Origin of the sequence: Micromonospora peucetia, assembly GCF_900091625.1 — a bacterium.
In the GTDB taxonomy this organism is placed as follows: domain Bacteria; phylum Actinomycetota; class Actinomycetes; order Mycobacteriales; family Micromonosporaceae; genus Micromonospora; species Micromonospora peucetia.
In genome coordinates this window covers 5,743,524-5,766,374 of sequence record NZ_FMIC01000002.1, presented here as the reverse complement: position 1 = coordinate 5,766,374, position 22,851 = coordinate 5,743,524, and the positions used below count along the sequence as shown (strand labels likewise).

The 22,851-nt window shown below is 67.8% G+C and carries 12 protein-coding genes and 1 pseudogene; 8 read left to right on the top strand and 5 right to left on the bottom strand.

The features are described from left to right. Positions 1-363: 363 nt before the first annotated feature. Positions 364-1,563 (bottom strand): IS110 family RNA-guided transposase, encoded by a 1,200-nt coding sequence (locus GA0070608_RS26055; protein ID WP_141719611.1) that lies wholly within the window; start codon positions 1,561-1,563, stop codon positions 364-366. Positions 1,564-2,240: 677 nt separating this feature from the next. Between GA0070608_RS26055 and GA0070608_RS33690 the strand changes: the two are divergent. Then, a pseudogene (locus tag GA0070608_RS33690) lies at positions 2,241-2,531 on the top strand (helix-turn-helix domain-containing protein); the annotation flags it as partial. A gap of 25 nt (positions 2,532-2,556) precedes the next feature. Here GA0070608_RS33690 and GA0070608_RS26045 read toward each other — a convergent pair. Next, complete coding sequence (locus tag GA0070608_RS26045) at positions 2,557-2,793, bottom strand: GntR family transcriptional regulator (protein WP_091631089.1); 237 nt, start codon at positions 2,791-2,793, stop codon at positions 2,557-2,559. A gap of 108 nt (positions 2,794-2,901) precedes the next feature. Between GA0070608_RS26045 and GA0070608_RS26040 the strand changes: the two genes are divergently transcribed. The 3 genes from GA0070608_RS26040 to GA0070608_RS26030 all read left to right on the top strand — a co-directional run bounded on the left by GA0070608_RS26040 (position 2,902) and on the right by GA0070608_RS26030 (position 6,798). Then, complete coding sequence (locus tag GA0070608_RS26040; protein ID WP_141719552.1) at positions 2,902-3,174, top strand: hypothetical protein; 273 nt, start codon at positions 2,902-2,904, stop codon at positions 3,172-3,174. Beyond that, on the top strand, positions 3,167-4,084 hold the full coding sequence (locus GA0070608_RS26035; RefSeq protein WP_091631087.1) for a helix-turn-helix domain-containing protein: 918 nt from the start codon (positions 3,167-3,169) through the stop codon (positions 4,082-4,084). The genes GA0070608_RS26040 and GA0070608_RS26035 overlap by 8 nt, the downstream gene beginning before the upstream one ends. Before the next feature lie 176 nt (positions 4,085-4,260). Continuing rightward, the gene (locus GA0070608_RS26030) at positions 4,261-6,798 is read left to right on the top strand and encodes a GmrSD restriction endonuclease domain-containing protein (protein WP_091631086.1); all 2,538 of its coding nucleotides are present in this window, start codon (positions 4,261-4,263) and stop codon (positions 6,796-6,798) included. 9 nt (positions 6,799-6,807) lie between these two features. Here GA0070608_RS26030 and GA0070608_RS26025 read toward each other — a convergent pair whose 3' ends face one another. Both GA0070608_RS26025 and GA0070608_RS26020 read right to left on the bottom strand, forming a co-directional pair. Beyond that, complete coding sequence (locus tag GA0070608_RS26025; RefSeq protein WP_218107584.1) at positions 6,808-9,402, bottom strand: N-6 DNA methylase; 2,595 nt, start codon at positions 9,400-9,402, stop codon at positions 6,808-6,810. A gap of 75 nt (positions 9,403-9,477) precedes the next feature. Next, complete coding sequence (locus GA0070608_RS26020; RefSeq protein WP_141719551.1) at positions 9,478-9,816, bottom strand: hypothetical protein; 339 nt, start codon at positions 9,814-9,816, stop codon at positions 9,478-9,480. 244 nt (positions 9,817-10,060) lie between these two features. On the opposite strand from GA0070608_RS26020, the gene GA0070608_RS26015 reads away from it, so the two are divergent. Both GA0070608_RS26015 and GA0070608_RS26010 read left to right on the top strand, forming a co-directional pair. Next, positions 10,061-12,154, top strand: coding sequence for a hypothetical protein (locus GA0070608_RS26015; protein WP_091631084.1), 2,094 nt, complete (start codon positions 10,061-10,063; stop codon positions 12,152-12,154). Positions 12,155-12,193: 39 nt separating this feature from the next. Further along, the gene (locus tag GA0070608_RS26010; RefSeq protein ID WP_176733842.1) at positions 12,194-13,816 is read left to right on the top strand and encodes an Hsp70 family protein; all 1,623 of its coding nucleotides are present in this window, start codon (positions 12,194-12,196) and stop codon (positions 13,814-13,816) included. Here the strand turns inward: GA0070608_RS26010 and GA0070608_RS26005 are convergent. Further along, on the bottom strand, positions 13,806-17,153 hold the full coding sequence (locus GA0070608_RS26005; RefSeq protein ID WP_091631082.1) for a DEAD/DEAH box helicase: 3,348 nt from the start codon (positions 17,151-17,153) through the stop codon (positions 13,806-13,808). The two genes, GA0070608_RS26010 and GA0070608_RS26005, sit on opposite strands and share 11 nt — an antisense overlap. Positions 17,154-17,599: 446 nt before the next feature. Here GA0070608_RS26005 and GA0070608_RS26000 point away from each other — a divergent pair, with 446 nt between their 5' ends. Together GA0070608_RS26000 and GA0070608_RS25995 are read left to right on the top strand one after the other, a co-directional pair. Continuing rightward, entirely contained in the window at positions 17,600-18,976 is a 1,377-nt protein-coding gene (locus GA0070608_RS26000) for a serine/threonine-protein kinase (RefSeq protein ID WP_141719550.1), read from the top strand. 83 nt (positions 18,977-19,059) lie between these two features. Continuing rightward, positions 19,060-22,791 (top strand): AAA family ATPase, encoded by a 3,732-nt coding sequence (locus GA0070608_RS25995; RefSeq protein WP_091631080.1) that lies wholly within the window; start codon positions 19,060-19,062, stop codon positions 22,789-22,791. The last annotated feature ends 60 nt before the right edge of the window (positions 22,792-22,851 follow it).

Here is a 22,851-nt window from a genome sequence, read left to right as displayed (position 1 = left end):
TGGCGAGGTACGGACAACACAAAGGACAAAAATGAGCGCGAGCCGGACCCGAACTTGCTCTTGGTGTGGTGAAGAAGGGCACGACAAGCGGTCGTGCGGAGTCTCTCCCAACGCTGGGCGGTGCAGCGTGTGTTCCTACCACGGGCACGACAAGCGCAACTGTCCGCGCAAGTGACCTGGGGTGACTGATCAGGTGCTCGTCGAGCGGATTGGCTTGAACTCCGCCGTTCGTCTGGGGACCAGATGGGGACCGCACGACGTGCGCGATAGCGGGCGGCATGCGGCTGGCTGCACAGCCTGATCTTGGGGATAACGTGTGTGACGTGCGGCGAAGCGTTCGGGGGGGTGTCCCTATGTGTTTCGTCAAGCGGCGATCGGGGTGGTGGGGCGGGGTTGGTAGGGGATTTTGTCGCGGAGCATGGCGAACAGGACGTCGCAGCGGCGGCGGGCGAGGCAGATGAGGGCGGCGTTGTGGCGTTTGCCTTCGGCGCGTTTGCGGTCGTAGTAGGCCCTGCTGGTGGGGTCGGCGAGGGCTGCGAACGCGGCGAGGAAGAACGCGCGTTTGAGGTTTTTGTTGCCGCCTCGCGGTGGGTGTTCGCCGCGGATGCTGCTGCCGGATCGTCGGGTCACCGGGGCGAGGCCGGCGTAGGCGGCGAGGTGCCCGGGCGTGGCGAAGGCGGTGCCGTCGCCGACTTCGAGCAGGATCCGGGCTGCGGTCCTGACGCCGATGCCGGGCATCGAGGTCAGGACCCCGGCAAGAGGGTGCGCATCAAGCATCCTCTCGACCTGAGTGGCGACCTGGTCGCGTTGTCGCAGGACGTCGCGGAGGCTGTCGGCGAGGCGAGGCAGGATCGTCTCCGCAGCCTGGGTGCCGGGGACGGTGACGGTCTGCTCGTCGAGGGCGATCATGACCTGCTCGACGAGGCGCTCACCCATGCGTGGTGCGTGAGGCGCGGCGATGGACATCAGTTTGCGGCGGCCGGCCTTGCGTAACCCGACCGGACCGCCGCAGCGCGACAGCAGCTCCAGGGTCGCCTTGTGATGCACTTTCGGGCCGAGGACCCGTTCCAGGGCGGGGTGGATCTGCGTCAGCAGGCCCCGGATACGGTTCGACACTCGAGTGGCTTCGCCAGCAAGGTCGTCGTCGAAGCCAACCAGGACTTCCAACTCGGCCAAGGTCTCGTCGCCGATGTCGACCCGCCGCAGCGTGTGCGGCAGGGTGCGGGCCGCGTCAGCGATGACATAGGCGTCACGAGCGTCAGTCTTCGCCGAACCCGGGTGCAGGTCAGCGATCCGACGCATCGCCAGCCCCGGTAGATAGGCCACCTGATGCCCACACGCCCGAGCCACCGCGACCGGCAAGGCGCCGATCGAGGCCGGCTGGTCGACCACCACCAACACCGTGCCGTGACGGGCGAGTTTGTCGAACAGCTGCCGCAGCCGGGCCTCGGTATTCGGCAACGGCGCGTCGTGCAGCCGCTTGCCGTTCGGGGCCAACCCGACCGCGTGGTGATCACCCTTGCCGACGTCCAACCCGAGGTAGACGCCGTAACCGTCGTGCACCACACCCGCCTCCACGCATCCTCTCGTGGCCCCGGCCGCTGGTCAGGCGTCGGACTGCCGGCAGCCACGTTACGAAGAGACCTACCCCAACACGGGTGGCCGTGTCCCTATCAGCGGTCCGCCGACGCCACCCGACCCGGCGACAACACCCCCCGGATCATCCACACGACAGGGGAAGTAAGTCATACCGGGCCGGGCGACCGAGGGTCCCCGACTGGGGACAATCAAAAAGGTAACGGGGGGGGGCAAGGGGTCGTCGGTTCGAATCGGGCCGTCCCGACGCAGCTCAGACGGCTGATTCGGTACTTGGACCAGCCGTCTTTGGCGTTTTGGGGGCCGAGATTAGTCAAGTTGGCTATGAGTAGCGCCTCTTGACCAATGGTCAAGTCAAGGGTCCACGCGGTATCGCGTCAACGTCGCACGCTCTTCGTCTGTCAGCGTCAATGGCGGGGTCGGACGCCCGGTCCTCCGGCACCTCCGCATGCTACACCCACTTATGAGTCGAACTTCTGGCGCGGCATAGTAGACGCGGCCTTCCCGTCAGTGTTGCCGGTCGGCCCCGACGGATACCGGGCGGAGGTTGCCAGTAAACCGGGGCCGACCGGCGCGGCCCGCTTCCATGCAGGTAGCCAACGATTCGGCAGGCGTGGTCGCGGCGGGCGAAGCCGTCGCAGGTTGTGGCGATTCGTTCGCGGATCATCCTGGTGTGCGCCGAGGGCATCTCAAACGTCGATGTCGCAACCAACCTCGGGGTGCATCTGTCTACAGTGGGTAAGTGGCGGCGTCGGTTCCTGAAGCTGCGGCTGGACGGCCTGGTCGACGAGCAGCGGCCGGGCCGTCCACCCTCCATAGCTCTGGACCGAGTCGAGGACGTCGTGGTGGCGACCCTGGAGCAGACACCACGCAACGCCACGCACTGGTCCCGTAAGTTGATGGCCGAGCGGTCCGGGCTGTCGAAGTCGACGATCGGACGGATCTGGCGGGACTTCGGCCTTAAGAGTGCTGCGCCGAACCGTCGGAAACGAAGACGCCGATGCCCATGCGGCCGACCAGTTCGCCAAGCTCAATCATGGAGTCCAAGGCGCGGCGGACGGTCATGTGGCTTGTGTCGTACTCCTCGGCTAGGAGGCGCGCGGAGGGGAGCTTGCTCCCTGGCGGGTAGATGCCAGCCTTGATCTTCGCGCGCAGGTCATCTCTGATCTGTCGCCAGAGCGGCTGGGCGTACGGCATGAGGTCAGCAAAGCAGCCGTTTTGAAGAACGTGTAAAGCATCCCCGTCCTGTCTTTACAGGCTTTACAGGTCTGCTAGGTTCTATCGCAGGCCAGCGAGGGAGGGTGCATGCGTAAGCGGTGGAAATGGTTCTTGCGGCCGGGGAAGGTGGCGGTCGACCTGACCGGGCAGGTGGTGCCCGACGGGGACATGCCGGGGCGCTGCCGGCGGGAGACGGTCGAGGGCGTCGTACCCGATGGGGTGGAGACCTCGCGGTGCGACGGCGCGATCGTCTACGAGTGGCCCGAGCGGCGGTGGGCGGCGCCCGGGCCGAACCAGCGCGCGGGCCGCTACCAGGCGCAGGCGTCCGACCGGCGGCGTTGGCGGGGCTCTGATGGCTGAGGACCCGGGCTCGACCGTGCCGCGCCGGCAGCTCGGGCGGGCGCTGCGGGAGCTGCGGAACGAGGCGGGCATGACGCTGGATGGCGTGGCCGGGGCGTTGCGGTGTAACCGGCAGAAGGTGCAGCGCATCGAGGGCGGCATCGGGGCGGTGGGCAAAGCCGACGTGCAGGCCATGTGCAAGCTGTACGGCGCGGCCTCCGAGCTGGCCGGCGCCCTGATCGGTCTGGCGCGGCAGACGAAGGAGAAGGGCTGGTGGCACGCCTACGGCGTCGCCGTCCCCGACTGGTTTGACCTGCACGGTGGCCTGGAGTCCGCTGCGTGTCGGCTCCGCGAGTACCACGGCATGCTGGTCCCCGCGCTGTTGCAGACCCGGGCGTACGCGTCGGCCGTCTGCCTGCACCGCCCCGGGGTGACCGCCGACGAGCGGGACCGACTGGTCGAGGCCCGGGTGCAACGGCAGTCCCTGCTCCGGCTGCGGCTGCCCCCGCTACCCCGGTTCGAGGTGGTGCTATCCGAGGCGGTGCTGCTGCGCGTGGTCGGCGACGCGGCGACGATGACGGATCAGCTCCGGCACCTGCTCGACGCCGGCCGGCTGCCGCACGTCTCGATCCGGGTCCTCCCGCTCGCCGCCGGGCTGCACGTCGGTGCCGGCGCGGGGGCGTTCGTGCTGCTCGACTTTTCGGTCGGCAACCGCGTCGAGCCCGAACCGCCAGTCGTCTACAGCGAGTCGTTGACCGGCGCGCTGTATCTCGACCGGCCGTGGGAACTGGCCGCGTACGAGAAGATCTGGACCAGCCTCGACGCGCTGGCCCTGGACGAGGAGGAGTCCCGACGGCTGATCATCAAGGTCAGCGAGGAGGCCTACGTCCTCGCCGCCGACGATGGTTGTCGTGTTTCCGACTCCTGGTGATTGGCGGAGGGGAATGGGTGGCGAGCCGATTGCCAAAGGGCTCTGGCCTGCATCGGCCGTCAGGACAGGATGTCTGCCTCGACCGGCAGCACTGCCTGACATGAGTTGCTTCGAGCGCTGGTGATCTGTTTGTCTTGCCGGGCTGAGGGCGGGTCCGAAAGAGACAGGGGCCGGGGATGGTCACGGCGATGGAAACCACGTTGCAGGTTCTGCTGGAGGGGGCAAAGCAATATCACGTGCCGCTTTACCAGCGCACCTATTCGTGGAACAAGATCCAGCTCGCGCGGCTCTGGGCCGATGTGCGCAAGCTCGCCGAGGACAGGGTGGACAGTCCCCGCGCCACGCACTTCATCGGCTCGCTCGTCCTTGCGCCGAGCCCCACGAATGGTCCCGCTGGGACCGCCGAGTTCCTGGTGGTGGACGGGCAGCAGCGGCTCACTACCCTCTCCATCCTGCTCTGCGCCATCCGCGATCACCGAGCCACGCACGAGGACCCGAAGCACCGCGTCCGAATTGACCACCAATACCTCACCAACCCCTTCGAGGAGCAGCGCTGGCAGAAGCTCGTCCCCACCCAGCATGACCGCGACGCGTACGTGGCCTGCTTGAAGTCGACTGTGAAGGCCGGGGGCACCGACGCGGTGAGCGTGGCATACAAGTTCTTCGCCGACGCGCTGGCCACCGACGACCCGGACAACCCGTTGGACATCACGCGGATCGAGAGCGCTGTCATCACCGGTCTGGGGCTGGTGGCCGTCACCGCCCAACCCGGGGACAACGTCTATCGGATCTTCGAGTCGCTGAACAACACCGGGCTGAAACTCACCCAGGCTGACCTGCTGCGCAACTACCTCTTCATGCGGCTGCCCAAGCAGGGACCGACCGTCTACGAGTTCCTCTGGCGGCCGCTCCAAGAGCAGCTCGCATCGACGGAGCTGGAGCTGCTCTTCTGGCTCGACCTGGTGCACCGCGACCCGCGCGTCAAGCAGACCGACATCTACTCGGCCCAGCAACTGCGGCTGGAGAAGCTCCGCGAGGAGGCCGAGATCGAGGCGGAGGTGCGGCGGTTCGCCCGCCTCGGCGCGCTGCTGCGGGTCATCCTCCATCCCGACGAGGAGAAGGACCCGGGGGTACGACAGCGACTGGAGCGGCTGAGCGCCTGGGGCACCACCACCGTCTACCCGCTGGCCCTGCACCTGCTCGATCGCCGGGAGCACGGCACGGCAACCTCCGCACAGGTCGCCTCGGCGATGCTGTACGTCGAGAGCTTCTTCGTCCGCCGCTTGCTGATCGGGCGGAGCACCATGAACATCAACCGGATTCTGCTCTCCGTCGTCACCGAGATGAGCAAGGACCTGCCGGTAGACGAGGCGGTCCGGGCGTATCTGTCGACCGGGCGCAAGCACTACGCCACCGACGCCGCCGTGCGCGCCGCGGTGCGGTCGATCCCGTTCTACCTCCACGGCCGCGCGCCCCAGCGCAGCCTGGTGCTGCGGTGGCTGGAGGAGTCGTACGGCAGCAAGGAGCCGGTGTTGCTGGAGAAGGCGACCATCGAGCACGTGTTGCCGCAGACGCTCACCGACGAGTGGCGGCAGATGCTCGCCGCCGACCTCGGGCCGGACGAAAACCTTGACGAGATGCACGAGGCGCTGCTCCACACCCTGGGAAACCTGACCCTCACCGGCTACAACCCGGAGCTGGGCAACAAGCCCTTCGCGGCGAAGCGCGCCAAACTGGAGAAGAGCGGAATCCGGCTCAGTCGGCAGATTGCGGATCAGCGCCAGTGGGGACGTCCGGAGATCCTCGCCCGCGCCGACGCCATGGCCGACCGCGTAATCAAGGAATGGCCCGGCCCCACCGAGCAGGCCGGCAACCAGTCCGAGGTGCCCTGGGACCTCATGACCAAGGCGCTGGCCGAACTGCCCGCCGGCTCCTGGACGACGTATGGCGACCTGGCCGCACTCATCGGCACCGCGCCGATGCCGGTCGGGACCCGACTGGCCAACCACCCGGCACCGAACGCGCACCGGGTGTTGCAGGCCGAGGGGACCGTCGCGCCCGGCTTTCGCTGGCTTGAACCGGACCGCGCCGACGACCCGCGCGAGGTGCTCCGGGTGGAGGGCGTGACGTTCGACCAGCAGGGCCGTGCCGACCAGGCGCAGCGCATCCGCACCGAGGAGTTGGCGCAACTCGCCGGCATCACGCCGGAGGAACTGCCCGAGCGCGTGCCCCGACAAAGGCCGAGCCAGGGCGGCACCTACGCCGAGAGGTTCATCGAGCAGCTCACCGCGCGGCAGAGCCCGGCGGTCGCCACCGCCACGTTCGTCCTGCTCGAAGCGTGGACCACGATGGGCGGCACCCTGTCCTACGGGACCGGCGGGGAGACGTCCTGCTTCCTGATGGCCCGGCGCAGGGAGCACGAGCTCGGCAGCGTCTGGCCGGCGGTGATCTACCCGGGTGGGAAGGTTGAGGTGGTGTTCCAGCATCTCAGCGTCCGGACGCCGTTCAACGACGTCACGCTGCGAGAGGAGCTTCGGCAGCGGCTCAACCAACTACCAGGTGTGAACATTGCCGCCGCCAAACTCGCCCTGCGTCCGGGTGTCCCCCTGGAAGTCCTCGCGGACGCCGACGCCCGCGAAGCGTTGCTCGACCACCTCCGCTGGTTCTACGACCAGGCGCAACTGCCCACCTCGGACGAGTTGGTCACGGACTAGGCGTTCCCGTCAGCCGAGCATCTCCATGACGATCGCCTCGATCTCGCCGGTGGCGGGGTGTCGCGCGAGGTCGGCGCGGACCTGACGGCGTAGGGCCACGAAGTTCGCGCCGTCGGCGAGGCGCAGCCCGGCGACCGTCTCGTGTTGCTGCCGGCCGAGGTCGGCGAGGCGCTGGTGCGTCGGGTTCCCCGCGTCGTGCAGGGGGATGGGCAGCTTCCACACGTGCTTGTCGATGTGCCGCTCGTCCTTCCCGTACGACATGAAGGGACGGACGAGCGCAGTGAGGATCGGACTGTTGAGGATCGCGCTGAGGTAATGGCCCTCGGCTCGCGTCTGAACCGTGCAGTGGTAGAGGCCGTGTTCGATGATCGCGGCCGGGTCGTCGACGACGGCGGCGGCGATGTGCATGCCGGATGCGGCATAGACCAGGCGTAGTGGGGGCGCGGGGAGCTGGGCGGTGAGCTTGCGTCGGTAATCGAGCTGCGCGGCGAGGGTGAGACGGTCGTTGCTGCGGTGGGCTTCCCATGCCGCCTCCGCCTGCCGCCACCACTCGGCGAGACCGTGGTGGTAGTCGAGCCGGGGATCGTCGCCGGTCAGCACGGCGCAACCGTCCAGCGGCAGCACCGCTTCCCTGGGCGGCAGGATCCGGTACGGCAGCAGATTCTCACCGAGCAGCACAGGCCGGATGAACTCCGCCTCCACGACCCCTTTCAGAGCGGGCAGTGTCTTCCACGGAGGTTTCTCGAGACTGCTGCGCGCCGAGCGTACGGCGCGGCGGCCTGCACCGAGGCCGAGCGGACCTCCCGATTTTTTGTCGACAAAGAAGAGCAACCGAGGCACGATCGTGGCGCCCTGCGCGAAACGCGGCCCGTATGGTGATTCGCTGTGGGCCGATTCGCCGAAGACCAGCTCGGCGGCCTCTCGGGTGATGAGGGGTTCGACCAGCTTCCACGACTTGGCGCTCGCGGGCAGACGTCCGGTCCACCGCTCGGTCACCGAGGGCAGGCGGCGATAGGTGCTCAGGGTTGCCCGGTCGCCGAAGATGACGCCGGCACCGCGAGGGAAGGGATGGGGCCGCAGGCGACGTAGGTCCCAGGAACTGGTGAAGGCGACGCCGGTCGGCTCCCCCTCATCCTCGTACCAGCCGCTGCGGAAGCCCTCGTAGTATTCGCGGTCGAGCACCGCGTTGGGCAGCACGAAGGCGAACGTCCCGCCGTCGGTGAGGTACTGCTGGACCGCTCTGGCGACGAAGAGGGCAGAGAGGTCCTGGTGCGTCGCGAACTCTCTGCCGTGCCACAGGCCGCGGTCGGCGGAGAGCCGCTTGAAGCTCGCCTGCATCTTCGGCGGCATCTGCCGGTAGGACAGCCACGGTGGGTTGCCGATCAGGACGTCGACGCGGCTCTCCCGCATCGCCAACCAGACCGGCCGGGCCAGGTTGCGCAGGTAGTAGCTCCAGATGTGGTCGCGCCCCTCGTCGTGCAGCCGGCACATCGCGTCGAAGGTGTCGAGGATCATCGGTTGGTCCTCGGGCGTGATCCTCATCCGAAGGAAGAACCCCGCCAGGGACGGTGGGGTGTCCGGATCTCGCGGCTTGGCGGCCAGAGCGGCGAGCGTGGCGACGATCCGGTCGAAGTGGCCAGGGTCCCTGAGTAGCCTCCTCGGGAAGCGCAGCCAGTCCTCGACCTGGTTGGCGTTGTAGCCGGCGCTGATCCGCACGTGGTCCTCCGTGAAGAGGTCCAGGCGATCGCGCCACTGCATGCTGTCGCCGAGGTACACCGGGATGGTGATCGGTCCGCGCTGGTCGTTGAGGCGGTCGTGCCCGATTGCGAGGAGATAGGTCACCCGTGCGAGCGCCACCGCGACGGGGTGCAGGTCGACGCCGACCACCTGTTGGGCGAGCTGCGTCAGTGCGGCGTCGAGCGGAACAGCCGCCGCCTCCGCTGTGGCGAGGTATCGCCGTACGGCGTGGAAGAGGAACGTGCCGGAGCCGCAGGCCGGGTCCAGCACCCGTTGCCGCAACGGGTCGGTGACGGCGGTCTCGACGATGTGCTCGGCGAGCCAGCCCGGCGTGTAGTACTCGCCCATCCGTTTGCGTGTTTCGGTGCCGATCATTGACTCGTACAGCACCTTGAGGATGTCGTGGTCGACGCTCGTCCACTCGAAGCGGGCTAGTCGGCGGGCAAGCCCATGGATGAACTCGCGGCCGCCGGGCACCTCCGTGGTCCAGCCGAAGAAGTCGTGCTCGACCACGCCGAGGATGCCGGCCTGGTCGAACTGCTGCCCGGTGATCAGGCCTTCCGGCTGTGACTCCATGACGTCGATGCCGACGACGAGGTGCGCGATGATGTGCGCGCTGTTCATGAGCAGCGTGTGCTCGACGAAGAGTTCCGGGTCGTCTACGAACTGCGTGCCGAGGGCGCTGTCCAGCAGCTCCGCCCAGAGCTGTCTCTTCAACTGCACGGTGGGCAGTTGTTCGTGCTCCTCATAGAGCGCGGCCAGCGCCGCACGATCCAACTTGTGTGAGGTGCTGGTCGCGCCGAGACGGCGGGCCACCTCGGCGGGAGTCGGCCGGACGCGCTGGCTCGTCGCCAGAACGCCCTCCAACCAGTAGAACAGGGCCAGCCCGTCGGGGCGGGCGGCAGCCAGGGTGTGGATGTCGATCAGGACCAGCGAATCGCTTCACAGTTGGTAGGCGCGCCAGCTCGCGCCGTCAGTGAGGATGCCGACGTAACGCTGGCCGGTCTCCTGGCTGCGTGACCTGACGTACCCAGCGAGCTGGCGCTCGGCCTCGTGGAGTGTCCGCCCGGGCTGCAGCCGCTTCTTGACCTCGATGACGGTGAAGCCGACCTGAATGTCGATGCGTCGGCCACCGCTGGCCGGAGCTTCGAGATCGACGTCGAGTTCGTTCCCGATGAGCCCGAAGTCACCGGCCAGCAGGAGCTGACGGATGTCGGCCTGGAGGGTCGCCTCGCTGCGGGCAGCGCGGCGATCCGCGATGCGAGTCAGCAGGGGCTGCAACGCATTGGGGAGTCCTTCGGGCGCGCTCACCTCTGGCGCGACTGGTTTGTGGCTCCGGCTTCCGTTGGGCGTACCATCCGAGCAGGCCATGCATAAGTGTGGATATTGATGGCCATTGGATCCAAGAGGGCGTGAACTACTGTCGGATTTTCGACAGCTACCCAGCGTCATGGTCCGGCTGTGCTGTTCATGATGCCACCGCCGCCCTGCCGGCCCGGTGGCGGGCGCGTCTAAAGTCTCAGCCGTGGAAGAGGCGGAGTTGGTTTTGGTGCAGCAACCGGACCGGCATGGTGGGCCAGTCCGGTTCGGCAGGGGGGTTCTGTCGAGAAGAGGCGGGGCTTTTCACGTCCGCTGGGAGGACGACGGCACAGAGGAGATGGTCAAGCTCGGTGGCCGGATCGCCGGAGCTCCTCAGGGCTCCCTACGTCTCGATTTCCTGCTTGATCACGCGTCGTCCATGGCCTCGTTCGACGAGGACCCGACCGGGCCGGTGCTACGGCTCCTGCGGGAGAGCAGGTCAGGCCTGACCCGGACCCAGATCAGGCAGAAGCTGCAAGACCTCGGCATCGAGGTCGACCTCAAGAGGGCCCGCTGGAAGCGCATCGAGCGGATTCTGCTCAGCCATGACGACGTGCAGGTGAGCGGTAAGGGAGCTGCCGCTGTCTTCGAGTGCAAGCCGGCCAAGAAGAGTCAGGATGAGGCGGGCGAGCGGCCAGGATCGGACGCCACCGCGCCGGCCTCGCCTCAGGCCGAGGCGCAACCGCCCACGCCTGTCGTGTTGGCGTCCCCCGCCGAGAACGGTCCAGCCGAGGCTGTCGCCGGGGAGCCGGAGGTCACCGGTTGGCCGTCCGATGTGGCGTCGACGGAGCCGGAGAAGCCGGAGCCGGCCGTAACGCTGTGCCCTGCCGCGCCGGACTCGACGCCGGTGCGGGTCGGTGAGCCTGTTCCCGCAGCGAAGGCTGCCTCGTTGACCGAGCGGCTGGCCGAGGCGACCGGTGAGGACGCCGCCCGATCCCTTGGGCACTACCTGTCGAATCCACTTGCCGTCGGCGCCCGTCTCGGCGAGTTGACCAAGGAGCAGTTGGATGCCCTGGTGCGCGAGCTCGAAGACGACGAGACGGCCGCCCTCGAAGTTCTTCTGCTCGCACTGCCCCGGTCGTCGGCCGTCGCGAACCGCGCCGCCGTGCCCAGCGGACAGACCCTGACGCCGCTCCTGGCGGCGGCGGCCGCAGAGGTTCAGGCGTACGTCGAGCCGAAGCCGGATGTCGTCTCGGCTGCCGCCGCGTTGTTGCGCCGGGTCTGTGCGGCGGGTGAGCTGTCGACAGCGTCGATCCCCGCGCTGGTCACGCTGGCCTCCGCCGTCGCGGCCGGGTGCAGTGAGGATGGGGTGCGGGCGCTCGATGATTGCGCGCTGGCGTTGAGTCGGCTTCTGCCGTCGATGTCACGCGACGAGCGCTGCAGCGTCGATCTTGATCGACTCGCGCCGCTCGTGACGGGTCTCCCGTTCACCCCCGACGGGGGACGGGCGGCGCTCATCCTTGCGGTGGGCAAGGTACGCAGCAAGAGCATGCTGCACGACGAGTGGTGGACGGGAGCGAACCTCGACGACCTCGCAGGTTGCGCCAACGGAATCCTGGCAGGCGTCACCTCCCGTCCCGAGGTAGCCGTGCGCTATCTGCACCCACTGGTGGTGCGGGAATTGTCCGTCGTCGAATCCCGCGGACGGTTGACCTTCCTGCTGGGCCTGCCCAGCGAGTTCCTCGTCGGTGTCCCTGGGGAGGCGGTCGCCGCTGCCTTTCACCGTGTTGCCACAACGGATCCCGTCGTGGCCATCTGGACCGGCTCCCTTATGCAGGAGCAGCGCGTGAGGTCGCTGCGCCGCGACGCCGAGCAGGCCCAGGCGGCGGCGAAGATCGCCGACGAGCGGGCCGAGGCAGCCGAGGGACGTGCCGCGGCGATGGCGGACCGGTGTACGCAACTGGAGGAGACCCTACGCGCGGAGCACCGCGGCACCGCCTCGCTGCGATCGGCGCAGGACCGCCAGATCCAGATCGATGTGATCCGGTCTCTGGTGAACCTGGCCGCCGAGGTAGAGGAACTCGCTGCTGACGGGACTGAGGCGGAGGTCCTCATTGAACGCAGTCGCGCTCTGGTAATGGCGCAGGCGCTTGATCCGATCGGTCAAGCCGGGCAGAAAATGACCTTTGATCCGACTGTGCACGAGCCTATCGTCGGTGTTCCCAAAGACGGCACGGACGTTACGGTTATCCGGCCCGGCTATCACTGGCGCCCGCCGGGCGAAGACGTGCTGATCGAAAAGGCGCTGGTAACCACGTAGGAGTACGCAATGGGGGGAGCCCACGGCCACGCCGTCGGGGTGGATTTCGGCACGTCGACGTCGCTGGTGGCGACCCGGGCCGGGCGCCGGCCCGTTGAGATTGCGCCGTTGGGCCGCAGCACCCGGTGGTTCCCGTCCGTCGCCGGTTATCGCGGCGGCACACTGCTCGTGGGGGAGGATGCCGACGCCCTGCCCAGCGACCAGGTGATCCGGTCGATCAAACGCGCCATCACCAGGAACGAGGACGCGGTGACTCTTCCCGGCCCAGCCGGGATGTCGGAGGTGTTGGCGGACGAGGTCATGATCGCCCTGTTGGCGGAAATCGGTGACCGCGCCGCCCGCGTCGGTGAGCCCCTCACCACCCAGCGGGAGTTCCGGCTGGGCTGTCCCGCGATGTGGGACGGTGCGCAACGGCAACGCCTGTTGGCTCTGGCAGAGAAGGCCGGTCTGCCGGTGGAGGGCTGCGACCTGGTCGACGAGCCGATCGCCGCCGGCATCGCCTGGGTCAGCCATCGGTACCTCGCCTACGGCGAGCAGCCCGAAGGACGGCTGCTCGTGTTCGACATGGGCGGCGGTACCCTGGACATCGCCGTGCTCGACGTCGTCGGTGGCCCAGATCCGGAGATCTCCGTCCTGACCGCCCTCGGTGCCGAGTTCGCCGGCGACATGCTCGACCACGCCATCGCCCGCGACCTGTTCGAAGACCTCGGCGACAACGGCTACGACGTGACCGCCACGGCTCACCCCGAGATGCTGCGCGCCCTCGTCCTGCGGGCCGCCCGCGACGCCAAGGTGAACCTGTCCCGGCTGCTGGAGCACCGCGTCGTGCTGCCCTCCCGTCAGATCGGCCGCGCACCCGTGCTGACCTACACGCGAGAGCAATTGGAAGAGGCATTCCGGCCGCAGATGGACGAGGCCGAACGCCTCGTCTGGGCCGCTCTGCGTGCCGCCCGGCTGACCGAACGCGAGAGCGCTTCGCCGGCTGAACTCCGCGCCCTGGGCCCTGAGGCGCTGATCCGCGACATCGACTACGTTCTCCTTGCCGGGGGAATGAGCCGGGTCCCCTATGTGGAGCGTCGCCTCGGCGCTCTCTTCCCCCACGCTCAGGTGTTCGACAACGCGGGCGTGCAGCCCGACGAGGCCATCGTGGCGGGCTTGGCCGACACCGCTGGATACGATCGGCTCAACCTGCACCGTCCTGGCTTTGACTTCGTGGTCGAATGGGAGGAAGGCGGCCGGAGCCACCACCAGGTCCTGTACGCCGCTTACACCCCGTTCTACGAGCCATGGCAGGTGCTCAGCGGTCAGTCCAATCTCGGATACGAGCGCCACGGCCGTGACTTCCCGGGGCCGCAACACGGCACGGGTCGACTGCGGGTGCGCGCCACGACCGGAGAACCTCTGGGACTGATGTTCAACGACCAGGTTATGGACGGCATCAGCCTGACGTTCGGCCGCAACATGGGCTTCAAGCTCTACTGCGACGGGCGAATCCACCTTCGGGACGGCTCGGGACGGCGCCTCGATATGAAGGTCGATCGCTGGCCGGTAGTGCGCGGCCGGGAGCACGCCCACTTGGTTCTGCGCAACGCGGAGCGAACCTCGCCCACCCCACCCACGCCCTGGTACATGGAGAAGGAGTGGGCCCCGCCTATTCGATGAGCGCGACGGCGACTGCCGTCAGGGAAACGGCGAGTTCCTGATGGCGCGTCAACTCGTGGCGAATCTCCTCACGTCGGGCCCGAAGGTTACGCAACCGCCCCTCGTGAAGCCGGATGATCCTCGGGCTGTTGTGCTCGGCCCGCAGCCGTGCCACCAGATCGCGGGTCTTGCCGATCTGGAGGTCGAGCGACCCCTGTTGCGCCCGGATTCGCCCCCGCACCAGGGCCATGTTCTCTTGGCGGCGGGCCCGCTCCGTGTCCCGGTGCCGCACCGCCAGGTGTTGCTGCGCCTGCTCCCACAGATCCCGCAGGTCCTCCGGTTGACTGCTTGCGCCGTCCTGCAGGCGTCCTTCGGCCAGCGCCGTGAGCAACAGGTCGCCCACGCCGTCGCAGAGCTGCCCGCTGCCCAGGTCGATGGCGGTGGCCCACAGCTCCAACAGCGGACGCAGCCCGGTCGTCTCGGCCAGGTCGAGCGTCACTAGGTATCGGTGGCCGCCAGGGATTCCCGGCACCCGGACCGCGCCGAAACGGGGCAACGCAAGCGTTTCCTCGCTGAGCACCTCCTGCGCCAGCTTGATCAGTGGATGCCGCGCCGACAGCAGTTCGACGTTGCCGTGCCTGCTCGCCACCTCCGGCCGCAGGGTGCAGTCGAGCGGCTCTTCGTTCTGCATCAGCGCCGCCAGCTTCGGACGGAGGTGCCTGCTGCCGTCCTCACTGATGCGGCTGGAGCGCAGCCGCTCCGCGAGCTGGGCCGTGCCGACAAGCTTGAAAATGCCATCCTTGTTGGGCTTGCCTCGCCGTCCACCCGTACGGCTGAACAACTCGTCCAGCATCCGCTGGATTTCCGCCGCGCCGATGAACCGCCCGTTGTCCGGCCCAGCTTCGGTGAGCCCCTCGACGAGCAGACCGTCCAGGCCGGACAGGTCCGTGCGCGCCGCACGCAGCTCGTCCGTGTCGTGCGCGCGCTGCTGCAGCGCCACACCGATGCGGTCCGCCTCCCGTAGCCGCTCCGTTGCACTGAGCCGTGGATCCAGCAGCCGCCTCGTGATGTGGCTGAGCTCGTCACGCAGGATCGGCTCGAGCGCGCCGATGGAGCTTTCGAACACGCCGATCCGGTCGTACAGGCGTTGGAAGATGTCGGTTTCGATGGTCCCGGGGACGTGCATGTTGTAGATAAAGATCTTTTCGTGTTTCTGTCCGAACCGGTCCAGGCGGCCGATGCGCTGCTCCACGCGCATGGGATTCCACGGCAGGTCGTAGTTGACCAGCACGTTGCAGAACTCGAAGTCGAGACCCTCGGAACCCACCTCACTGAGCAGCAGAATCTCGAACTCACCTGCACGGAACTCGTCCATGATCCGCTCGCGGTCGGCCATCGCCACCCCGCCGTGCATCACTCGCACGGTGAAGTGCTCGCCGAGGCGCCTCGCGAGGTAGCCGAGCGTCCGCCGGAAGAACGAGAAGATCATGACCTGCCGCAGGCCTGCCAGCCGCACCTGTACCAGCTCAGCCAGGAGCCGGTCGTACTTGGTGTCGACCCGTACCGGCACCGCCAACGTCGGGAGACTGAACAGGTCGGCGATGTCCGCGGCGACGTCCTCATCGGCGTCGTCGATCTCCTGCCGGAACAGCCCTGGGTTGCGTTCCCGCATGAGTTCCTGCGAGGCGGCGATGCAACTGGCCGCCTGCCGCAGCGGCATCTGCATCGCGAAACCCGGAGGAGTGTTCGACTGCAGGGCCCGGCTCATGTACCACGCGTGGATGGACTCGTAGTACCTCTTCTCCTGCTCCGTCCACTCGACGTCGATGCTCCGGGGCGCGCGGATCGCCTTGTTGTCGGGAACATCTGCCTTGCGTGTACGGGTGAGGACGCCGCCCAACATGTTGAGATCCGCGAGCAGCCGGCGCGCCCGGGCGATCTCCTCGTGGATGAGCGGCCGGTCGACATCGAGTAAACGGCGGAGCAACTGGTAGTCAGGCCGATCTGTCACCGACGAGCCGAACTCCATCGCGTCCAGGATGTCCAACTGACCCACCAGCTTCCGCGGCTCTCGCCGACCCTCGGTCAGCAGCGAGCGCGCGACGGCGTTGAGGACCTGGTTCGGCTCGAGCTGGGCCTCGAACAGGGCCGGATCGCCGAAGTGACCCTCGTCGAGCAGGCTCAGCAGATTGAACAGGTCGTTGCTGCCGAGGTTCAACGGCGTCGCGGACAGGAAGATGAGGTAGTCGGACCAGTCGGCCAGCAGCCGGCCCAGGGCGTGGGACTTGGTGCCGCTGTTGCGGAGGTAATGCGCCTCATCGACGATCACGAGGCCGAAGCGCGGATGCAGGTCGGTGAGCCTGTCCAGCAGCTCGTCGGCACCGCGCAGTGACTCCAAAGAGACGATGCCCCGCAGCGGCGGGTCATCGCCATCGGCCAGCCTGTCGGCGAAGTCCGCCAGCTCTCGTGCGCGGAGCACCTCGAGCTGCCGGTCGAAGCGCCGCCCCATCTCTGACTTCCACTTGAGGGTCAGCACCGCGGGTGCGACGACAAGTACCCGGTCGAGGCGCGACCGCTGCTCCAACTCGTTCCAGATGAGACCGGCCTCGATGGTCTTGCCCAGGCCCACCTCGTCGGCGATCAGCAGCCGGCCGGACGACGCGGTCACCACCTTGAGCACGGGCTTGAACTGGTACGGCCGGAAAACCGTCTTGCTTGAGGCGAACGAGTACAACGTGTCGGTCAACGGATGACGCAGCTTGGTCCAGGTCAACGTCAGCGACAGCCCGTCCGCCCCGACGGGCGGTTGAGTCAACCAGAAGCTCGGATCGCGCGGGTCTCCCTCTTCCAGGACCAGGGACTCTTCGCTGTACCGCTTGATCTCGCCCTGCATGTCGACCTGGTACTGGTAGGCGCCGGCCAACTGCACGACCCGTTTGATCCGGCCGACCAGACCTGCACCGCCCCTGACGCGCACCATGTCGCCCACCCGGAACAACGCACGGCCGGCGAACTGCTCCGCAGTCGGCCAGAGGGCCCTGTGTAGAAAGGTCGCCGCCACCAGGTGGCTGTCGTCCTCCGTGTATCGGGTACGTCCACTCGCCGAAGCGGTTGGCGTCAAACCGGTGCCCATCACGACGGCCCGCCAGATTCCTGCCCGGTGGAAGGCGTACGCGCCCCTGTGGACCAGATCGTCGAATGCCCCGGCGGGGACGGTACGGACCTCCGGAGCCAGGCCGGAGATCACCTCGCGGTCGTCGTCCGGCACGTTCCCGATGACGAGGCATGAGGCAGGACCGAGGGCGATCAACCAGTCGTAGCGGTGCTTTGGCGGCTCGTAGCGAAGGTCGTCCGGCACTTCTGCTCCCTGTCCATGCCCACGGCGATTGATTTGATCCTGGCCCACGACGACGCGTGTTCATAGGGCCATTCGTCCAGCCGAGATCAGCTGTCGGTCCGCCACGATGATCATCGCAAATCGGTGGCGGTGGCAGCGGCATCACCCGATCCCAACCGTTCTGCGTGGAAAGCCCTTCCACCGAGCAGCTCGTGCTGCACGGCAAGCGACCTCACGCGGCGGCTGGTCGGTGCCACCCGCGCGGGCGGTGCCGCTCGCGAAGGAAGTCACCCGTTCGTCGAGGGTGCTTGCTGACGCGTCAGATAGCCGACAGTCTTTGTTCAAGTTTCGCCAGGGCCATCAGCACTAGGCCGCCTCCGGTCGGACTAGGATCTGCTGGTTCCGCCCGCGTGTGTCAATGTCGGGTCGGGATTGGACTTGTCGCAAAGGGGCCAGGGGAGATAAGTGTGTCCGGGCGGACGTTGATGAGCGGCCGCTACGAGCTCGACCCGTTTCCGGTTCCCGGTGGGTCGATGGGGCAGGTCTGGTTCGGCCGCGACACCCGGCTTGAGCGGGATATCGCCGTCAAGTTCATCCGATTCGACGAGGGTAGGCACAACGGTGCCCTCGCACGGCGATTCCGGCGTGAGTCGCGCATCATGGCGCGGTTGGAGCATCCGGGCGTGCCGGCGGTGTACGACTGGGGCGAGCAGGACGGGCAACCGTTCCTCGTCATGCAGCGGGTCCGTGGCATCAACGTCTCCGACCTGATCGCGGAACAGGCGCCGCTGCCGATCGGCTGGGCGGCGGCGATCGGCGCGCAGGTCTGCTCCGTCCTCGTTGCCGCACACGAGGCCAGCCTGGTGCATCGCGACCTGAAGCCGGGCAACCTGATGCTAGAGCGAAACGGCGCGGTCAAGGTGCTCGACTTCGGCCTGGCGGTTGCTCCCGCATTGCCGGGCTTTTCCAAGATCACCCATAGCGACGAGAACCCCGGGACCCTCGCCTACATGGCACCGGAGCAGTTCCTCGACGCGAACAATCCTGGGTACGCCAGCGACCTGTATGCCTTGGGCTGCACGCTGCACGAGATGCTCTCCGGCGGGCGGCCGTTCGACGGGTCCACGACCTATCTCCTCATGAACCAACACGTCCATGAACGGCCGCCGGCGCTACGCGAGGTAGGCGCCGAGGTGCCGGCCAGGCTGGAACGGCTCGTGCTCGACCTGCTGGCGAAGAACCCCGAGGATCGCCCGGCCGGCGCCGAGGTCGTCCACCAGCGGCTACTTCCCTTCGTCCACGAGCTGGGGCGTCTGCCGGGCGCCCTCAACCCGCCGTCGCAGCGCGACCCCGTCCGAATGTACGCGGGCGTGCTGAGCCAGGTGTTCGCCGACGTACCACCGGCCGTGCCGGCAGCCGCACCGGCTTCGTCGCGGATCGCGACCGGCGGTGATGATCCGTTCTTCGAGGGCGAGGGCGAGGTCTACGCGGACCGGAGAGCCCTCGACAGCCGACTACACCGCGCGGACATGTGGTTCGACAGCGGCGACTACCGGAACGCCGCTCGGACGTACGCCGACATCGCCGGCCGACTCCGCGTGCGCGAGGACATCGAACTGGTGCTGCGCTGCGGGAAGCGGGAGGCGACCTGCCACAGCCGCATCGGCGATGGCAGCAGTGCGCTGCGAACACTGGAGGATCTGCTGCGCGACGTCCGACCTGTCCTCGACGTCGACGACATCCGGATCATCGAGCTGCAGCGCGACATCGGGCTGCTGCAGCTCAGCGGGGGCAAACGGCACGAGGCCCGCAGGACGCTCAACGCGTTGCCTCGGAACCGATGACCGGGCCGGACTGAGCACACCCGATTCACTCACGACAGACAGCGTCGACACGCTGAAACACGCGTTCACAACAAGGAGAGCCCATGGGGGAGCCGGTCCGGCCGATCGAGCACATCTCCATCCGCGTGCCGTGGCACGACGCCGGGTGGAACGGCACGGTCTGCCATGACCCACGCGGCAACGGCACGTGCGTGCTGTTGCCGAACATCGGCCAGAACCGCCGCGACCAGCAGGAAGCGAGCCTCGCCGGCAAGGTGATCGCCGATCTGCCGCTGGCCGACGCGCCGCCGTGCGTCGCCGAGCGGGCCACCTTCATGTCGCCGCGCCCCATCCAGTTCCAGCGCGTCCACCCGTTCACGGACAAGAACCCGGCGTTCGCGACGTTCCTCCCCACGCCACAGCCGCTTCTACCGTTCTCGGCCCAAGCGGTTCCGTTCCGGTGGATGTCCCGCAGCGAGGCGCAGGAAATCGGCGAGGAGCGCCAGATCGGCCTGCAGTTGGAGCTCGAGGAGCAGGTCGACGCGGCCACGGGTTGGAAGAACATCAACTGGGTGATGCACGGCGACAACCAGCGCACGCTGCTGGACGCCTTCTTCGAGACCGTGCGGCCGGATCGCAGCCTTGTCTTCTTCTACGCCAAGCACAGCCCGCTCACCGACGACACCCGCCGGCTCCTGGTGGGGGCGGCTACGGTCGCCAAGGTCACGCCGACCGGGGCCTACCGCAGCGGGGGCGGTGAGCGATTCCCGGCGCAGATGTGGGAAACCACGATCGAGCATTCGCTGCGCCCGAACCAGCAGGAGGGGTTCCTCCTGCCGTACCAGGCGCTGCTGGCCGCCCGCGACGATGACGGGGTCGACATCAGCGACGCCCTGGCCTTCGCACCCGAGGCGGGCTGGGTGGCCTTCTCGTACGTGAGCGAGCACGTCAGCCACGACCTCGCCATCGATGCCCTGCTCGCCCTCCAGGCGGCCGGCCGCAACGCTGAGCGGATCCTCGGCGACGCCGCCCGCCCGCTCGGGTTCGACTGGCTGGAAGCCCAGCTCAATCGGCTGTGGAAGCTGCGCGGCCCACGTCCCGGCCTGGCCAGCGCCTTGGCGGCGTTCGGCGTGCGGCAGTCCGTCACCTTTGCCCACCTGGTGGCTGCGGCAGCGGGCCCCGACGCGGATCCGTGGCCGATGCTTGAACAGGCGATGGCTAATCCGGACCGCCTGGGCATCGCCGCTGCCGCACACCTGACGCCCACGCTGCGCAAGACGTGGCAGGCGCTGAGACCCGAGCGGCGGGAACTACTGCAACTTCTCAGCCGCTTCTCGCTGACCAAGGAACAGGCCGAGCGGTTCTTCGTGGTCGAGCAGCGTGACGCCGCCCTGACCGATGCGGATATCATTGCCGATCCGTACCTGCTGTTCGAAGCCGACCGCGGTCAGCGGGAGGCCGTGCCGTTCTCCGTCATCGACCGCGGCTGCTTCCCGGATGCGAAGATCGCCTCCGCGTATCCGTTGCCCAGGCCCACCGCGATGGACGACGGGCTCGACGCGCGGCGGGTGCGGGCCCTCCTCGTCGAAGAGCTGCAACGGGAAAAGACCGCAGGACACACCCTGTGCCCCCAGGCCGACCTGGTCAACCACATCCGGGAGCGCGCCCAGGACGGTTTGAGCGCGCCGTGCCCGGTCAGCGCCGATGTCCTCGACGCGCACGGACTCTCGGCCGGCACGCTGCCGCCGGATTCGCCGCTGACCGGGGTGATGCTGCCCGGCGGAGCGCCAGCGTTGCAGCTTACCGAGTTGGCTGAGGTCGCCGCCCTCATCCGCGACCAGGTGCAGCGGCGGTTGAAGGCCGCGCCGCTCGGCGGTGCACCCGACTTCGCCGCCCTGCTCGGCGACGCACTCGGCGATATCCCTGGTGACCTGACCACCGACGAGAGGGAGGCCGAAACGCGGGCGCGGGCGGAAAAGACGGCTGCCCTCGTGACGCTGTATTCGTCGCGGATCAGCGTGCTGATCGGGCCCGCCGGCACGGGCAAGACCACCCTACTGAAAGTGCTGCGGCACACCGCGCCCGTCGCCGCCGGGGGAGTCCTCCTGGTCGCCCCGACCGGCAAGGCCCGCGTGCAACTGGCTCACCTGGTACAGGCGGACGCCGTCACTCTCGCGCAGTTCCTGATCGGGAGGGGGCGGTACGACCCGCAGCGTGAGCGATACCTGATCACGGGAGATCCCCAGAGCCGTACGACGAGCTATAAAACCGTGGTCGTCGATGAGGCGTCGATGCTCACCGAGGAACAGTTGGCCGCGCTCCTCGACGCGGTGGCCGGCGTGCAGCGGCTGGTGCTGGTCGGTGACCCCCGCCAGCTTCCGCCGATCGGAGCCGGCCGGCCGTTCGTCGACATCGTTCGGCGACTCGCGCCCGAGGACATCGCCACTCGCCAGCCGCGCTGCGTACCTGGCTACGCCGAACTGACCATTCCGCGCCGGCAGACCGGCGATGAACGCGACGACCTGGTCCTGGCCAACTGGTTTGCCGACGGTGAGCTGTCCCCGGCCGCCGATCTTATCTGGGAGCGGTTGCGATCCGGCGAGAACATGATGACGCTGCGCGCGGTCCGGTACCAGCGGTCGGACCTGTTCAACACGCTGGTCGCGGTGCTGCGGGAAGAGATCGAGGATCTTCGAACGGCTTCCGGCGAGGAGATGGCGACCGCTTTCGGCCTCAGCTACGGTGGCCAGGTCTCTGGCAAGGGCAACCTGTACTTTCCCATGGGGGCCGGGGCCAAGGCCGACGCCTGGCAGATCCTTTCCCCGGTGCGGGGTCGGGGCTGGGGCACCACCGAAATCAACCGGGCGCTCAAGGATGCCTTCGGGGCGAAGGCGCTGGCGCAGGCGACCGGGTGGAATCGCTACAACGCCAAGCCGATCGGCCCGGAGCGGATCGTTGTCGGCGACAAGGTGATCAACATTCGCAACCACACCTTCCGTGAGTCCGGGATCTACCCGAAGGGCGCAGAAGCGTTCGTGGCCAACGGCGAGTTGGGCGTGGCGGTGGGGCAGACCCGGAACAAGTGGGTCAAGCGCCCGTGGAAGACCGAGGTCGAGTTCAGCGGACGAGAGGGCGTCAAGTACGACTACTACGACTGGTCCGACAACGACCGGGCGGCGATGCTGGAACTGGCCTGGGCTATCACCATCCACAAGGCGCAGGGCAGCGAGTTCGGGATCACGTTCGTCGTACTGCCGGCTGACGGCGCTGGCCTGAGCCGCGAGCTGCTCTATACCGCGCTGACCAGGCAGAGCCGGAAGGTGGTCCTACTCCACGAGGCCGACCTGAACGATGTCGCGAAGCACAGCTCGGCAGTCTGGTCCGACACCGCCGGTCGCCTGACGAACCTCTTCGTACCATCCGAACCGATCGAGGTCGACGGAACGATCATCGACCGTGGCCTGGTGCACCGCACCGACGGTGGCGAGTTGGTGCGAAGCAAGAGTGAAGTGATCATCGCAAACCTGCTGCGGCAACTGAACGCCGTCTACAGGTACGAGGAGCCGTTCACCGGTGAGGACGGACGCACGGTCCGGCCGGACTTCACCGTCGACACCGACCTCGGGGACATCGTCTACTGGGAACACCTCGGCATGCTCACCGACCCTCGTTACGCCGCAAAGTGGGCTGAGAAGAAGGCCTGGTACGCCCGCAACGGCGTCCTTTCCTATGAGGAGGGCGGTGGTCCGCGCGGGACGCTGGTCATCACCGACGACCTGAACGGCGTTGACGTGCCGAAGTGGCGTGAGCTCGCGGGCAAGGCCCTGGGAATGTGAGGAGAGAAGGCGGGCGCTCGCCACGCTCGTCGGAAGGTGGTGGCATGGTGATCAGCCCCG